Source organism: Streptococcus pseudopneumoniae IS7493 (assembly GCF_000221985.1).
Classification (GTDB): Bacteria; Bacillota; Bacilli; order Lactobacillales; family Streptococcaceae; genus Streptococcus; species Streptococcus pseudopneumoniae.
On sequence record NC_015875.1, the window covers coordinates 1,601,997 to 1,617,345 of the forward strand.

Here is a 15,349-nt window from a genome sequence, read left to right on the forward strand (position 1 = left end):
CTCATTGCCAGAAAGTTCAGTCTCTGAAACAGACTCTACATGCTCTGCAGGAAGAGTTATATTTTCTCCTTCCTCAGAAGGCTGGCTCTTTTCTGTATCAGTTAGGGTTGAGCCTCCCCCCCCCCCGAAAGTTGAGTTTCATTTGCCAGAGGTTGCTCACTCGCCCCTTCTTGAGCTAAAACAGGAGACGTTCCAAACACCACTGCTCCCACAATCATAGAAACCGCTCCTACCGATAGTTTCCTAATACTATAACGACACTTACGTTCTTGAACATTCCGATTCATACTGTTCCTCTCTATATCTATATCCCGATTTCTGAAATAAGACATTTACTCCAGAAAATGCACTTAGTTTGTCTTTTCTTAACTTTCTTTTACTACAGTTCATTTAAATGACAAAAATGAACTAAACAAACTATCTCAAATTGGTGCCAAATTTCCCCTCTCCTTTCTCCAATCAGACTCCTGCCAATCTAGTTTATCTACCAGGACACCGCTGCAATTAAACTAAAATATCTCTTTATAAGCAAATGATGGACATCAGCTTATGCTATTTACACCATACTTCCTGCTCAATCCTTATCGAACACTTTTTCAAATAGCTTTTCATAAGCATAAATACTTGTAGAAATAATGGGAAATATAATCAAGCTCACAATCAGAATCTTATCCAGCTTAAAGGGGACAATCCCAAATAAGTGAAGAAATAAATCAATCAGAAAACTGTCGAAAAAAACTGTCAAAAGTAGTTCAATTTGTCTTTTTCTCTGCTTTTTTGTCTTGAATGCCTTAAATATCATATTATTCCCCTTTTCTAAGCTTCAATCCCTTCTCTCTATCTGTCATTTCGCATAGCTGCTACTATTTTTACAGCAATCTATCTTTAAATATACATAAAGATAAGATTCTATCACTTTTTATAAGTGTTAGCAAATTTATTATACCTCATTTCTAAAACGCTTTCAATACAGTGTAGTATAATAGATTTTAGTTTCAAGAAACTCTTTTGTATAATAATATCCTTGAAAGTAGTTTCAGATGAACATTTATAGTCCATAAAAAGAAAACAGAGACTCATCTGTTTTTTACACTCAATGAAAATCAAAGAGCAAACTAAGAAGCTAGCCGCATGATGCTCAAAACACTGTTTTGAGGTGGTAGATGAAACTGACGAAGTCAGCTCAAAACACCGTTTTGAGGTGGTAGATGAAACTGACGAAGTCAGCTCAAAACACCGTTTTGAGGTGGTAGATGAAACTGACGAAGTCAGCTCAAAACACCGTTTTGAGGTGGCAGATAGAAACTGACGAAGTCAGTAACCATACCTACGGCAAGGCGAAGCTGACGTGGTTTGAAGAGATTTTTGGAAAGTATTAACACCTACAGACAAGCCTGACGATAGCAAGAACTACCCTACTCGATAGGTATCGGCTTTTGCTTTCTGAAAAAAATTATTTTAAGCAATTTGACAAAGCTAGCAACAAAAAATTCTATAAATATTTCCATGATAAAACGCATAGTATCAAGTCTTCTTAATCCCCTGATACTATGCGTGTTTGTGATTTTTAAGATTTTGTGCCTAGAGTCGACTCCTTATTTTAGATATTTGAAAGGAATCTCACTCCCACAGAGCCAGTTATAAACCTGGTCATTGACAAAAACATTCATGGCTTCATGGGCATACTCAGGCATGATGCGATAAGCCTTATCGCAGGTCAAACGATTGTAAATCGCAAACTGGGTAATGGGATAGCAAACATCGTCATCCAAACCCGTAATCATCTTAACCTCACCCTTGATACGATGGGCAAGGATCGCCATGATCTCCTCCTCAGTTTCATGGAAGGGGTCGTAAAATTTGAAATATCTAAAAAGTTCGTCATAGGCTTCGCTAGTATTACCAATCTCAAGCACTCGTCTGAAGTCTGACAAGAAGGGATAGATGGCAACTGGTTTCTGAATTCGAGGATTGAGCGCTGCTGCAACCAAAGCTAGAGCCCCTCCTTGCAAGGCACCATAGCTGGAAAGTCGCTTCTCATCTACCTGAGGCAGACTAGCAATAATTTCAACCAACTGGTAAATGTCCAGATAAACATCCTTATAAAAGAGGTGGTCCCGACCTTCCACAGCACCACGGATGATATGTCCCTTAACGGTATTTCCAAGAGGAGAGCGCAAACCGTCTTGTGAATAGCCCGACTGGCCTCGAACATCCATGGAAACAACACCGTAACCAGCTACGGTGAAAGCCAGCATGTCGGCCCAATCCCAACCACGTCCCATATAACCATGGAAATGGAAGATTAACGGAACCTTCTCCTCACTCTTTGGAAGAACAACTCGTGCATAGACCTTGCCTTGCTTGCTTCCTTCAAAGGTTAGCTCATAGCACTTGACTTGAGAAATGTGGAAATTTATTTCCTCCAACTGGTAGGCTGGAAGCGTGGAAACTTTTTTCACTTCCTCATCCCAGAAAGCATCAACGTCTTCTGGAACCTCGTCCCTTCCTAGATAGATCTTCATTTCTTCTAACAAAGCTGGATTTTTCATAGCATGCTCCTTTTGTTTTGTAATCGCTAGCACCACTGTAGCACATCTAAGAAAGCAATGCAAGAAAGAAGGGTAAATAGAAAGTGAATTTAGCTTTTCTTCCTTCAAGCCTATTGACTGAAAGTGGTTTTAGAAACGAAAAAAGAGCATTTCCGCCCTTTTTCTTCTGCTCAATCTTAATCTGTTGCTTCTTTCTTTTGAAAAGTGCTTGGGTAATTTACTTTAATCGTTACTGTCATATGAGAGTCCTCGTTTCTTTTTGATGACTCTAGTATAAGGGCCAAACCTGAAAGCTAGCTTAAGTTTTCCTTAGAGAAAGCTTAATCCAGATGTTCTTTCTTTTCCAGATGAAAGGCAATCATGCGCCACTCTGGATCCTCTTGCCAGCCTTCAATAGAACTAATGTAACTAACAACTTTTCTAGCTTCTTCTAAAATCGGAAAATCCTCGATAATATCAGCCACTTGGAACTCTGGAAGCCCTGACTGTCTGGTTCCAAAAATTTCACCAGAACCACGCATTTTCAAATCTTCCTCCGCAAGGACAAAACCATTGGTGGTTTCTGTCATGATGCGCATGCGGTCTTTCCCAGAATCCGTCTTGGGATTGGCAACAAGAACAGCATAGGACTGCTTGTCCCCCCGACCCACACGACCTCTGAGCTGGTGAAGCTGACTAAGCCCGAAGCGATCGGCATCCATGATGATCATGACAGTCGCATTTGGAACATTGACCCCAACCTCGATAACTGTTGTTGAAACCAGAATATCTGTTTTTCTCTCCTTGAAATCCTGCATGATCTGGTCTTTTTCGTCACTCTTCATCTTACCATGTAGAAGAGCCACTTCTGCCTTACCTGCAAAATGAGCCGTCAGCTCTTCTAATAAGGCAATGGCATTTTTCAAATCTAGAGCTTCTGATTCTTCAATCAAAGGAGAGATGACATAGGCTTGAGAACCTTTTTGGATTTCCCCCTCTAACCAAGTCAAAACCTGAGCTAGTTGCTCATGTTTGATCCAGCGCGTCACAATAGGCTTCCGACCTGCTGGCATCTGGTCGATAATGGAAACATCCATATCTCCAAAGGCTGTGATGGCAAGCGTCCGTGGAATGGGAGTCGCCGTCATCATGAGGACATCTGGATTGTCGCCTTTTTCCCGTAAAATACGCCTTTGCCCCACACCAAAACGGTGCTGCTCATCGATAATAATCAAACCAAGACGAGCATACTCCACCCCATCTTGTATCAGAGCGTGAGTTCCGATAATCAAATCAGCCTCACCCTTGGCAATGGTCTCCAAGACTTCTCTCTTTTCTGCAGCTTTCAAGGAACCTGTCAAGAGAGCCAGTTTCAAATTGGGAAAAAGGTTCTGTAAACTCTCAAAGTGTTGCTCTGCGAGAATTTCTGTTGGTACCATGAGGGCTGATTGGTAGCCAGCTGTCACTGCCGCAAACATAGCCAAGCCAGCGACCACCGTTTTTCCGCTCCCCACATCCCCTTGCAAGAGACGATTCATGTGGTGATCCGACTTCATGTCTGTCAAAATTTCCTGTAAACTCTTTTCTTGAGCTGGGGTCAAGGAAAAAGGTAGATTTTCTTTAACTACTGTCACTTTTTCCTGAGACCAATTCAGAACCAGACCACTTCCCTGAACTCTATTTTCAGACTTGAGCGTCTGCAATTGCATTTGAAAATAAAAGAGTTCCTCAAATTTGATACGGCGAAGAGCCTGCTTGTATTCTGCCAAATCCTTTGGAAAATGCATAGCTCGGACTGCCTGACAACGGGACATGAGTTTGTATTTGTCTAGTAAAGACTGGGGCAGATTTTCTTCTATCAAGAGGTCCAGTCCCTGATCAAAGGCTGTCTTGATAACTTTGACCAGACTGGCCTGACTGATTCCCTGAGCCAAGCGATAGACAGGTTGGAGATCATCTTCCACCTGAGCCAGGACCTTCATCCCAGTCAGACTAGCCTTGGCACGCTCCCATTTTCCAAAGACAGCAAGAGTTGCTCCCAACTCTATCTTATCTACTAGATAGGGCTGGTTAAAGAAGTTCACCGCAAAAACGACTTCTCCCTGCTTGAGGCTAAAGCGCAGACGATTGCGCTTGAAACCATAATACTGGACACTGGCAGGAGTCACTACTTGTCCAGACAGAACTGCCTTTTCTCCGTCTTCCAGCTCCAGCACTTGCTTGGTTTTGAAATCTTCATATCTGAAAGGAAAGTAAAGCAAGAGGTCTTGCAAGTTTTCAATTCCTAGTTTGGCGTATTTTTCTGCTGACTTTGGTCCCACACCAGGTAAGACATGCAAGGGTTGATGTAGATTCATGCTCCACTCCTTTCTTTTCTAATCATATTCTCTCGGAATGCGGTCGCTGAGAAGACAAACCACCTCATAGTTAATAGTCCCACGGTAGGACGCTACCTGAGTTGCAGTGATTTCCTTATCCCCATTGGAGCCAATCAAGGTTACCTTGGTTCCGAGTGGGTAAGGCTTAGGCAATCGAATAGTGATTTGGTCCATCGAAACCCTGCCGACAATTGGGCAAGCTTGGCCATCTACCAAGACAGAGAAATTTTCCATGTCTCTTGTCCATCCATCTGCATAGCCGATTGGCACGGTCGCGATGACCTGCTCGCTATCTGCCTGATAGGTCGCCCCGTAGCCCATGCAAGCTCCAGCTGAAACTGTCTTGACATGAACCAGAGCAGACTCCAAGGTCAAGGCTGGAATCAAGTCATAGGGTAAATCCAAGACCTCTCCGCTAGGATTAAGACCATACATAGCATCTCCCATACGAACCGCATTGAAAATAGTCTCTACATGCCAAAGAGTCGTTGCTGAGTTGCTGGCATGAACCAGCTCTGGAAGACCTTTCATACTTGATAGAATGGTTTTAAACCGTTCTAACTGGGCATTAAAATAGTCATCTGATTCCTCATCAGCAGTCGCAAAGTGGGTAAAGATTCCTTCAACACGAACACCGTGTTGTCTGATCAAGTCTTGAGCCTGATCAGCCTCACTAGCCTCTCTAAAACCAATCCGTCCCATGCCTGAGTCAATCTTGAGGTGGACAGTCAAGCCAGTTAAATCTGCTTCCTTATCTAAGAGTGCTTGAATCCACTCCAATCCAGCCACTGTCAAGGTGATGTCATATTCTTTAGCTAGAGTAACAGCTTCTAGCTCAGAAACTCCTAAAATAAGGATTTTCTTGCTGAGTCCAGCTTGTCTGAGTTCAATAGCTTCATCAATATTGGAAACGCAAAAGCCATCGACATCATCTTGAATCGCATTGGCAACAGCTACTGCCCCATGCCCATAGGCATTGGCTTTGACCACTGCCCACTTGAGTGTCCCCTCAGGGATATGAGCCCCCATTTGCTGAATATTGTGTCGAATAGCTCCCAGATGAATCAGAGCCTTGGTTGGTCTATGCGGACTAGCTTTCATGATTTTCCTCCAAAATGACACTGGCTGTCACAAACTGATCGGTATGGCTGATAGATAGCCAAATTTTTCCTGAAAATGGTGACTGACTAAAATAAGGCGCCCCGCGTTCATTGTTTAAGACTTCTAAATCCTGAAAACCGAGCTTGCCAATTCCCGTTCCCATAGCCTTGGAAAAGGCCTCCTTAGCCGACCAGCGACCAGCCAAATATTCGATTTGCCTGCGCCCTTTAAGACTGTTAAACCGTTCCATTTCCTTGGCTGTCAGCACGCGCTTGGCAAAGCCTTCATGTCGTGCAGCCGCTCTTTCTATCGAAGCCAATTCTTCGATGTCAATTCCGTGTCCAACTATCATTCTCATCAAAAGGAGTTGAGATTCCCCAACTCCATCCTTTTCACTTATTCTGCCAAGGTAGCATAGATTTCTTCTACCAAAGCCTCTGTATTTTCCCAACCTAGGCAAGGATCTGTAATAGAGCAGCCAAAGACCTCTGGTTGGTTTTGACGACCATCTGCTAGGTAAGATTCAATCATAAATCCTCGAACTGTCTTTTTAATTTTCTCATTCCAATCACGATTTTGCAAGGTCTGGCGAACAATTCGAATCTGCTCCATATACTGCTTGCCTGAGTTATCATGGTTGGTATCAATGAGGATAAAGGGATTTTCAAGTCCCATGGTTTCATAGCGTTCAATGGCTTGGAGTAGGTTTTCATAGTAGTAATTCGGCATATAATTGCCATACTCGTTAACTGCTCCACGGAGGATGACATGGGACAAAGGATTACCTGAAGTCTCAACTTCCTGCCCATGATAAAGGAAGGTTTGCTTATTTTGAGCAGCATAGATGGCGTTAAACATAACACCCAAATTTCCTGAGGTTGGATTTTTCATCCCTACTGGTGCATCAATCCCAGAAGCCACAAAGCGGTGCTCTTGGTCTTCCACAGAACGAGCTCCAACAGCATGGTAGCTGACCAAGTCATCCACCAAGATTAGATTTGACGGATAAAGCATCTCATCTGCCGTCGTCAAACCAGTCTCTGTAATCACTCGGTAGTGCAACTGGCGCACAGCCTGCAAACCGTTAATCAGGCTTGGAGCCTTAGAAGTGTCTGGCTGGTGAACCAACCCTTTATAGCCGTCTCCGTTGGTACGAGGCTTAGCAGTATAAACGCGCATAACCATGAAAATCTTGTCCGCTACCTTCTTTTGCAAGGCTGACAAGCGGCGGGCATATTCCAAGACAGCTTCTTCATTATCAGAAGAGCAAGGACCAATTACCAAAAGGAGACGGTCATCTTCCCCTGAAATAATGTCTGCCAATTCCCTGTCACGGCTTTCCTTGAGTCTCAAGGCTTCCGCAGACAATTGGGTTTCAGCCTTAATGACTTCCATATCGATTTCTTGACCTTTTTCAATAAATGCCATCTTATTCTCCTAACGTTTTGTAAATTTCTCTGACAAGAGCTTCTGTGTTATCCCAACCCAAGCAAGGGTCTGTGATAGACTTACCAAATACTTCTGGCTCATTTTGTCGACCATCTTCCAGATAAGACTCAATCATAAAACCACGAACGAACTGCTTAATTTTTTCATTCCAAGCACGGTTAATCAAGGTCTGGCGGACAATTCGGATCTGTTCCATATACTGCTTACCAGAATTGTCATGATTGGTATCAATGATGATAAAAGGATTTTCCAAGCCCATTTTCTCATACTGGGCAATGGTCTCAATTAAATTGTCATAATAGTAGTTGGGAATATTGTTACCATACTCATTAAGAGCACCACGAAGAATAGCGTGTGAAAGCGGGTTCCCAGTTGTTTCTACTTCTTTTCCTAAGAAAAGGAAACTTTGTTTGTTTTGAGCAGCATAAATCCCATTAAACATGACATTGAGATTTCCAGAGGTTGGATTTTTAAAACCAGTAGAAAATCCTGCCCCACTTGCCACAAAGCGGTGTTGCTGGTCTTCAACTGAACGGGCACCAACTGCCATGTAAGAAATCAAATCATCTACAAGCGGAAGGTTTTCAGGATAAAGCATTTCATCAGCAGTTGTCATCCCTGTTTCTGTGATGACACGATAGTGAAGATGGCGAACGGCTTTGATTCCATTGATAAGACTAGGCGCTTCTGTCGCGTTAGGCTGGTGAATCAAGCCCTTATAGCCATCTCCGTTGGTACGGGGTTTGGCAGTATAAACACGCATAACCATAAAGATACGATCTGCCACTTCTTCTTGTAGGACTGCCAAACGCTTAGCGTATTCAAGGACAGCTTCTTCGTTGTCAGATGAGCACGGACCGATTACCAAGAGAATCCGCTGGTCTTCTCCACGCATGATGGCTTCTAGCTCTTGATCGCGCTGTGATTTTCTCTCCAAAGCTTGGCCTTCTAATTTTGATAAGGCACGAACTTCTTCGATATTTATTTTAGGACTTTTTGCTGTAAATACCATAAGTCATCTCCTTATAAAGCAAACGAATACCAAGTAAAAATTTACTTTTCACAAGATATCCGCCTCTAAACTATCTCATTTTATTGTCTTTTACCGTGACAATTTTTAAACTTCTTACCAGAACCACATGGGCAAAGTTGATTGCGTCCAATCTGGCTCAAATCCAAATCTTCTGGCATACTTGCTTGGTGAGCAGCGATATTGCGAGTCGCTGTTGTACTGATATGGCGTTCTGCCTGTGGTCTTTCTTGTTCATGAATTTGTGCTTTCATCATCAAGCGTGTCACATCAAACTCAATCGAACCAATCATATCATTAAACATACGGAAACCTTCTGCCTGATACTCAACAACAGGGTTGTTCTGAGCATAACCACGAAGTCCAACCGCGTTACGCAATTGATCAAGGGCATCGATATGATCTGTCCACTTGTTATCCACCACTCGTAGAATCAAAACTTTTTGGAATTCTTTAACTGCTTCTTCATCGCGTAGTTTTGAAACCTGACTATCATAAACCTTCAAGGCACGTTGAAAAAGCTCTTCCTTGATGGCCTTATCAGACAAGCCTGACAAATCTTCCATCGTAATAGAATCTTCTGGAAGCAAGTTGTACTTAGCAAAGTTCAAAATTGCTTCAAGTTTTTCATCTTGTTTGGCACGCGCATGACCATCGACGACACGTTCAATCGTGCGTTTGTGCATAGCCTGAATTTCAGGTGCCAAGTCACGGTCTGCAGTGATGACATCGTAACGTTGAGCATAGATAATCTCACGTTGTTCACGCATGACATCGTCGTATTGAAGGACTTGTTTACGGGTATCGTAGTTATTTCCTTCGACACGTTTCTGAGCTGCCTCAACCTGACGCGTCAACATACGAGACTCAATGGCCTCTTCAGACATATTCAAGCGTTCAAATATGCCTTTCAAGCGTTCAGAACCAAAACGTTTCATCAAATCATCTTCAAGAGAGAGGTAGAATTGTGACTCACCTGGATCTCCTTGACGACCTGAACGTCCACGAAGCTGGTTATCGATACGACGACTTTCATGACGTTCTGTACCAATCACACAAAGTCCTCCAAGTTCACGAACACCTTCACCAAGCTTGATGTCGGTACCACGACCCGCCATGTTGGTTGCGATGGTAACGGCACCACGTTGACCAGCATTCATGATGATTTGGGCTTCTCTATAGTGATTTTTGGCATTCAAGACTTCGTGAGGAACACCAGCTGCGACCAATTTCTTAGAAATGTAGTCACTAGTTTCAACCGCTACTGTACCAACCAAGACAGGTTGACCCTTTTGGTAACGAGTCTTAACGTCTTCGACAACCGCTTTAAACTTAGATTCGATACTTGCATAAAGAAGGTCTGAGTGGTCAATACGTTGAACAGGACGGTTTGTTGGGATTGGAATCACACGAATGTTGTAGATTTCACGGAATTCTTCTTCTTCAGTCTTACCTGTCCCCGTCATACCAGACAATTTCTTGTACATACGGAAAAGGTTTTGATACGTGATTGAGGCAGATGTCTTGGTTTCATCCTGGATTGGCACACCTTCTTTGGCTTCAATAGCTTGGTGCAAGCCATCAGAATAACGACGACCTTCCATGGTACGACCTGTAAATTGGTCGACAATCAAGATTTCTTGCTCTTCGCTCACCACATAGTCAATATCGAGAAGCATGATGTAGTTGGCACGAAGGGCGTTATCGATAAAGTGAGTCAAAGCCACGTTTTCGATGTCATAGAGATTTTCAAGCTTGAAGTAGCTTTCAGCCTTGTCAATCCCTGAATCAGACAAACCAATAGTCTTAGACTGAACATCAATGATGTAGTCATCTTTGTCCAAAGATTTTACATAGTGGTCTGCCATGTGGTAGAGCTGACTGGTTTCAACTGCATTAGCTCCTGATACGATCAAAGGTGTACGGGCTTCGTCAATCAAGATTGAGTCAACCTCATCGACCAAGGCATAGTTAAGCGGACGTTGTACCATGTTTTCAGCACGAACGACCATGTTGTCACGAAGGTAGTCAAATCCGATTTCTGAGTTGGTTGAGTATGTAATATCACACTCATAGGCTTCTTTTTTCTCCATTGGAGATTTGGCAGCCAAGTTAATCCCTACTGACAAGCCAAGCCATGAGTACAATTCACCCATCTCAGTCGCGTCACGTTCTGATAGGTATTCGTTAACCGTAACTACGTGAACCCCTTTGCCTGAAAGGGCATTGAGGTATACCGGCATAGTCGCAGTCAAGGTTTTCCCTTCCCCTGTACGCATCTCTGGCACGTCACCATGGTGAAGAACGATCCCCCCCATGACCTGAACCTTATATGGGAAGAGACCTAGGACACGTTTGGCACCCTCACGGACAACCGCAAATGCTTCATAAAGCAATGAATCCAGCGATTCTCCATTTTGATAACGTTCTTTAAATTCAACTGTTTTTGCTTTTAGTTGGTCATCAGTCAAAGCAGCCATTTGGTCTTCGTATTTGAAAACCTTGTCAGCCATCTTTTCCAGACGACGGATTTCTCCTTTATCATTTTCGATAATTGTTTTTAAAATATTAGCCATGTTTTTCCTTACTTTAATTCCGAATATTTTAGAATGTTCTTTTAATTTTAGCACAATTACTGATTATTTTCAAGGAAGAATCCCCATTTTGAACAGGAAAAAGAGGCTAGTTTTCAAGCTAACCTCTCTGACTTTTATGATACTTTAATTACCAAAAATTGGCAAAAGAGCAAACAGGATAAATAGGTTTATCCAAAGAGAAAGACAGCAGATCAGTCCAAAACCAAAGAGACTGACTTTCTTGGACAGCAAGGCCATCAAAATGGACAGAATGCCAAAAATTAGCAAGACTTTCTGTATGCTGAAGAGGTCAATCTTCCCCCCCAGAATCGGACTGCCCCAAGGAAGAAAGAAGAAAGCAAGCCAGATTAGCAGAACTAAACCAATATAAACCTTGGAATAGCGTGTAATAAATGATTTTAGATGTACCATAAGCTACCTCCTAAGCTTGTATATCTTTTGAATACTGTATATGCCCATTTTCGACAACTAATACATCTGTACAAAGGTCTGAAATATCTTCCGATATGTGCGACGTCAGGATAACCAGACCATTTTCTTTTTTCAGGTAAGATAAAATGACCTGTTTAGTTAACCTCACACTCTTCTCATACAAGGCATTCATAGGTTCATCGAGAAAGAGTATAGAAGGAGAGGAAATAAAGGCTTGAATCAAGGCCATTTTTTGCTTTGTTCCTAAGGATAAATGACGGTATTCAACATCTTCAAATTCCTGTAAATCATAGTATTGAATCCAATCGGCAATTCTTTTTTCCGTAACTTTAGATGAAAAATACCTTAACAGTTCCAAATTTTCTCTCAGGGATAAATGAGATAAAAACTCGACTTTTTCAATTAAAACCCCTGCATCCTGAATATAATGATTTTTTATCCCGTAGACTTCCCCATCTTGAAGAACTTTTCCTTTATCAAGCTTAATATAACCAGCAAGTACCTTTAAAAGAACTGTCTTGCCAGATCCATTATCACCTTTAAGGCCATAAATTTTTCCTGATTGAAACACCAAATTCAACTGATTTAAAATAGGTCTTTTCGCGTAATTTTTCTGTCCATCTATAATTTCAAGTTTCATCGTTTATCCTTTCTTAAATTTCTCTTCCAAACGACTAACAATCAAGATAACCAATAAACTTAGGAGTCCTAAATATACTATTACAATATGATCCATCATCCATTCTTGTCCCACAAATGCTAAAAAATAGAGAAAAAAGGAAAAACCAGCGCCCGCACTAATCAGTGCTATCAGATAAGACAGTAGTAAGTACAAAATCATTAACTGAGCAAGTAAAAAGAAAGGTGCGACTGTTTTGAAATGAATTCCTAGAGGAAGTAAACCAAGAAACCAGACAAATAAATCTTGAATAAAAAATTTAGAGATGACAACCAATCGTTTCCTTGTATAATCGAAAAAGGAGCTTGATTGATAGCGAATCAAGTGATGGTAATGGTCTGCCAAATCACTTTCAAGCAAAATGACAGAGAGCCATCCAACCATGAAAAGCGAAAGGTTTAACAAGAGTTTGGGGATTTCTAAATTCGCTTCAGAATAGTCATTATAGGAAAAGATTGAAATCAATTCCCTCTTGAAAAAGAGAAAAACATCCTGCTTTTGAACCGCTATTGACAATAGATAGTTAATCAAAATCATCATCAGAACTATACGAAGTAGTAAAACGATCTTTCTCTTTAGCCAAATATTGTTAAAGTTCTTAAACATTATCTTCATATTTTTTAAGTACCATATAGGGGACAATATAAAGGATATAAGGAGTAAAGAGTCTCATCAAACTGACATCCCCATAGCTAGCTTGCATCAAACTCGTCATAGGAACCATATAGTAAGGCAAGGCACTATAGAGTAACATAGAACCAAGCCAAAGAAACATCAAATAGGCGATTGCCGAACGAGTCACATTCCCTAAATAATCAACTATTTTTAAAAAATAGACCGTATTGATGAAGATACCGATTAGAAGGACACAAGTAAAGAACAAATAGCTTGTTATCTCTCCATCCAAGAACCTTTGTAAACTACTCCCATTAGAAAATAGAGAATTCCATTCAAGAGGAGAAAAAGTCCCAAAGAAATAAATTAAAATTGCAATTATCAGCACAGTCACTAAATATATCACACAAGGGATACTTGCAAGTTGAAAAGTCAACTTTCTTTTTAACCCTTGATAACTCACTTCTCTTCCAATACTCAATCGTAAAACTTTATTTTTCAGCTCAATATATTGAAAACCTAGCAAAACAATGATGATTGGAATAATAAATGATTGATAAAAACCTAGATTGAACTGGAGAATACGAAAATCTAATGCTGATTTTAATAAGTCATTTTTAATTGCTTGTCCATCGAATTTAGCTAGATCGGGCGCATGAATATCAAAAAAGAAATAAGTCATCAAAACATCACGATAAACCAAAGCAAGAAAAAGCAAAGTAAGCAAGACATAAACAAATTTATGCCTTGCCAAAGTTAAGAGAGGAATCTTCATAAGCCACCTCCTATTAAAAAACCGATATAAATCAATGCCTCCCCGCTTTAGACTTCCCTAACTCCTTTCTTAGTCTAAGCATTTTTTTGAAACAAGAATAAGTTAACCTATTCAGACCAATAGCTAGCAGAATAAAAAGAAACCAAATGCCCCATAACTTGATATCTGTCAAATTTCTCAAGACGATATTGAAAAACAGAACTGAAATAACTGTCCAAGCAAGGCTAAAAAGAGCATAGAGGGGGATGTAAAACCAGTAAAAATAGTAAAAAATTGGGAAAAATTTACTTTCTCTATTATCCTTTTCAATCCAATTGAAAAAGTAAAACCAGGGCAATAAGATTATAAATTTAAACAAATGTTTCATCGATACCTCCTTTTTGATAGCGTTTTCTATTATTTTATTATATCAAAAAAATCTGGAAATGTCATTCCAGATTCTACTTTTTATTTGCGTTTTCTTGCGATGAGATGAATCGGTGTTCCCTCAAAAACAAAGGCCTTGCGGATTTGATTTTCCAAGAAACGCAGGTAAGAAAAGTGCATGAGTTCTTCTTCATTGACAAAGATGACAAAGGTTGGTGGTTTGGTTGCCACTTGGGTCGCATAGAAAATCTTGAGACGTTTTCCTTTGTCTGTCGGTGTTGGATTGATGGCAATGGCATCCATGATGACATCGTTCAAGACAGCTGATGGAATACGTGTATTTTGACTTTCACTGATTTGCTTAATCATCTCAGGAAGTTTATGGAGGCGTTGCTTGGTCAAAGCTGATACAAAGATAATCGGTGCGTAAGGTAGATATTGGAACTGCTCACGGATATCTTTTTCCCAGTTTTTCATAGTGTGGTTGTCTTTTTCAAGTGTATCCCACTTGTTGACCACGATAATCATTCCTTTACCAGCTTCATGGGCAAAACCTGCGATACGCTTATCGTATTCACGGATGCCTTCTTCCGCATTGATGACCATCAAGACCACATCAGAGCGGTCAATAGCTCGCATGGCACGCATGACAGAGTATTTCTCAGTATTTTCATAAACCTTACCAGACTTACGCATACCAGCCGTATCAATCATAGTAAATTCTTGGCCATCTGTATCTGTAAAGTGGGTATCAATGGCGTCACGCGTTGTTCCAGCAACAGGACTGGCAATGACACGGTCTTCTCCCAAGATAGCGTTAATCAAGCTTGATTTTCCAACATTTGGACGACCAATCAAGCTAAACTTAATGACATCTGGATTTTCTTCTTCATATTCATTTGGAAGATTTTCTACGATGGCATCTAGCACATCCCCTGTACCGATACCATGGACAGATGAGATAGGCAGTGGTTCACCCAAACCGAGAGCATAGAAATCATAGATATCATTTCTCATCTCAGGGTTGTCCACCTTGTTGACTGCGAGGATAACTGGTTTGTGGGTCTTATAAAGCTTGCGGGCTACGTATTCGTCTGCATCGGTAATTCCTTCCTTACCGGACACGACAAAGACGATAACATCTGCTTCTTCCATGGCAATTTCTGCCTGGTGCTTGATTTGTTCCATGAAAGGAGCATCGACATCATCGATTCCTCCTGTATCAATCATGCTAAAAGAACGATTGAGCCACTCACCCGTTGCATAGATACGGTCACGTGTCACTCCTTCGACATCTTCTACAATGGAGATTCGCTCACCAGCGATCCGATTAAATAGGGTTGATTTCCCAACATTGGGACGTCCTACAATGGCAATAGTTGGTAGGGCCATAATT

The 15,349-nt window shown here is 41.2% G+C and carries 16 protein-coding genes; 1 reads left to right on the forward strand and 15 read right to left on the reverse strand.

Annotation, left to right across the window (positions count from 1 at the left end; all coding sequences use genetic code 11):
• Window positions 1–101: 101 nt before the first annotated feature.
• Both SPPN_RS14435 and SPPN_RS08180 read right to left on the reverse strand, forming a co-directional pair.
• On the reverse strand, window positions 102–287 hold the full coding sequence (locus tag SPPN_RS14435) for a YSIRK-type signal peptide-containing protein (RefSeq protein ID WP_148255722.1): 186 nt from the start codon (window positions 285–287) through the stop codon (window positions 102–104).
• 287 nt (window positions 288–574) lie between these two features.
• Window positions 575–802 (reverse strand): hypothetical protein, encoded by a 228-nt coding sequence (locus SPPN_RS08180; RefSeq protein ID WP_000576348.1) that lies wholly within the window; start codon window positions 800–802, stop codon window positions 575–577.
• Between the two features lie 354 nt (window positions 803–1,156).
• Here SPPN_RS08180 and SPPN_RS13240 point away from each other — a divergent pair, with 354 nt between their 5' ends.
• A complete protein-coding gene (locus SPPN_RS13240) occupies window positions 1,157–1,309 on the forward strand; it encodes a hypothetical protein (protein WP_014017320.1) in 153 nt (50 codons plus the stop codon).
• A gap of 286 nt (window positions 1,310–1,595) precedes the next feature.
• Here the strand turns inward: SPPN_RS13240 and SPPN_RS08190 are convergent, their stop codons facing one another.
• The 13 genes from SPPN_RS08190 to der form a co-directional block, all read right to left on the reverse strand.
• Complete coding sequence (locus SPPN_RS08190) at window positions 1,596–2,552, reverse strand: acetylxylan esterase (RefSeq protein WP_000795140.1); 957 nt, start codon at window positions 2,550–2,552, stop codon at window positions 1,596–1,598.
• A gap of 320 nt (window positions 2,553–2,872) precedes the next feature.
• Window positions 2,873–4,888, reverse strand: a complete 2,016-nt coding sequence (gene recG / locus SPPN_RS08195; protein WP_001048789.1) for an ATP-dependent DNA helicase RecG — start codon at window positions 4,886–4,888, stop codon at window positions 2,873–2,875.
• Window positions 4,889–4,906: 18 nt separating this feature from the next.
• A complete protein-coding gene (alr, locus tag SPPN_RS08200; protein WP_000648055.1) occupies window positions 4,907–6,010 on the reverse strand; it encodes an alanine racemase in 1,104 nt (367 codons plus the stop codon).
• The gene (acpS, locus tag SPPN_RS08205; protein WP_000634996.1) at window positions 6,000–6,362 is read right to left on the reverse strand and encodes a holo-ACP synthase; all 363 of its coding nucleotides are present in this window, start codon (window positions 6,360–6,362) and stop codon (window positions 6,000–6,002) included. Before acpS ends, alr begins: the two co-directional genes overlap by 11 nt.
• Window positions 6,363–6,406: 44 nt before the next feature.
• Window positions 6,407–7,438 (reverse strand): 3-deoxy-7-phosphoheptulonate synthase, encoded by a 1,032-nt coding sequence (locus SPPN_RS08210; protein WP_000864063.1) that lies wholly within the window; start codon window positions 7,436–7,438, stop codon window positions 6,407–6,409.
• Between the two features lies 1 nt (window position 7,439).
• Complete coding sequence (locus SPPN_RS08215) at window positions 7,440–8,471, reverse strand: 3-deoxy-7-phosphoheptulonate synthase (protein ID WP_000232198.1); 1,032 nt, start codon at window positions 8,469–8,471, stop codon at window positions 7,440–7,442.
• An 80-nt stretch (window positions 8,472–8,551) separates the two neighbouring features.
• Window positions 8,552–11,065 (reverse strand): preprotein translocase subunit SecA, encoded by a 2,514-nt coding sequence (secA, locus tag SPPN_RS08220; protein ID WP_001274080.1) that lies wholly within the window; start codon window positions 11,063–11,065, stop codon window positions 8,552–8,554.
• Window positions 11,066–11,209: 144 nt separating this feature from the next.
• Window positions 11,210–11,497 (reverse strand): hypothetical protein, encoded by a 288-nt coding sequence (locus tag SPPN_RS08225; protein ID WP_000233474.1) that lies wholly within the window; start codon window positions 11,495–11,497, stop codon window positions 11,210–11,212.
• Between the two features lie 10 nt (window positions 11,498–11,507).
• Window positions 11,508–12,158: an ABC transporter ATP-binding protein gene (locus tag SPPN_RS08230; protein WP_000763091.1), complete on the reverse strand. Its 651-nt coding sequence runs from the start codon at window positions 12,156–12,158 to the stop codon at window positions 11,508–11,510.
• A 3-nt stretch (window positions 12,159–12,161) separates the two neighbouring features.
• Window positions 12,162–12,803: a hypothetical protein gene (locus tag SPPN_RS08235; RefSeq protein ID WP_014017322.1), complete on the reverse strand. Its 642-nt coding sequence runs from the start codon at window positions 12,801–12,803 to the stop codon at window positions 12,162–12,164.
• Complete coding sequence (locus SPPN_RS08240; RefSeq protein ID WP_000701266.1) at window positions 12,796–13,587, reverse strand: hypothetical protein; 792 nt, start codon at window positions 13,585–13,587, stop codon at window positions 12,796–12,798. Before SPPN_RS08240 ends, SPPN_RS08235 begins: the two co-directional genes overlap by 8 nt.
• Window positions 13,588–13,618: 31 nt before the next feature.
• Window positions 13,619–13,954, reverse strand: a complete 336-nt coding sequence (locus SPPN_RS14020; RefSeq protein WP_000681324.1) for a hypothetical protein — start codon at window positions 13,952–13,954, stop codon at window positions 13,619–13,621.
• Window positions 13,955–14,034: 80 nt separating this feature from the next.
• Window positions 14,035–15,345 (reverse strand): ribosome biogenesis GTPase Der, encoded by a 1,311-nt coding sequence (gene der, locus SPPN_RS08250; protein ID WP_001207700.1) that lies wholly within the window; start codon window positions 15,343–15,345, stop codon window positions 14,035–14,037.
• Between the last annotated feature and the right edge of the window lie 4 nt (window positions 15,346–15,349).

Coding starts and splice junctions, on each gene's coding strand:
- SPPN_RS08225 (WP_000233474.1), bottom strand. CDS start 11,497: ATGGTACATCTAAAATCATTTATTACACGCTATTCCAAGGTTTATATT.
- SPPN_RS08215 (WP_000232198.1), bottom strand. CDS start 8,471: ATGGTATTTACAGCAAAAAGTCCTAAAATAAATATCGAAGAAGTTCGT.
- SPPN_RS08235 (WP_014017322.1), bottom strand. CDS start 12,803: ATGTTTAAGAACTTTAACAATATTTGGCTAAAGAGAAAGATCGTTTTA.
- SPPN_RS08240 (WP_000701266.1), bottom strand. CDS start 13,587: ATGAAGATTCCTCTCTTAACTTTGGCAAGGCATAAATTTGTTTATGTC.
- secA (WP_001274080.1), bottom strand. CDS start 11,065: ATGGCTAATATTTTAAAAACAATTATCGAAAATGATAAAGGAGAAATC.
- SPPN_RS14020 (WP_000681324.1), bottom strand. CDS start 13,954: ATGAAACATTTGTTTAAATTTATAATCTTATTGCCCTGGTTTTACTTT.
- SPPN_RS08230 (WP_000763091.1), bottom strand. CDS start 12,158: ATGAAACTTGAAATTATAGATGGACAGAAAAATTACGCGAAAAGACCT.
- SPPN_RS08190 (WP_000795140.1), bottom strand. CDS start 2,552: ATGAAAAATCCAGCTTTGTTAGAAGAAATGAAGATCTATCTAGGAAGG.
- acpS (WP_000634996.1), bottom strand. CDS start 6,362: ATGATAGTTGGACACGGAATTGACATCGAAGAATTGGCTTCGATAGAA.
- SPPN_RS14435 (WP_148255722.1), bottom strand. CDS start 287: ATGAATCGGAATGTTCAAGAACGTAAGTGTCGTTATAGTATTAGGAAA.
- SPPN_RS08210 (WP_000864063.1), bottom strand. CDS start 7,438: ATGGCATTTATTGAAAAAGGTCAAGAAATCGATATGGAAGTCATTAAG.
- der (WP_001207700.1), bottom strand. CDS start 15,345: ATGGCCCTACCAACTATTGCCATTGTAGGACGTCCCAATGTTGGGAAA.
- SPPN_RS08180 (WP_000576348.1), bottom strand. CDS start 802: ATGATATTTAAGGCATTCAAGACAAAAAAGCAGAGAAAAAGACAAATT.
- alr (WP_000648055.1), bottom strand. CDS start 6,010: ATGAAAGCTAGTCCGCATAGACCAACCAAGGCTCTGATTCATCTGGGA.
- recG (WP_001048789.1), bottom strand. CDS start 4,888: ATGAATCTACATCAACCCTTGCATGTCTTACCTGGTGTGGGACCAAAG.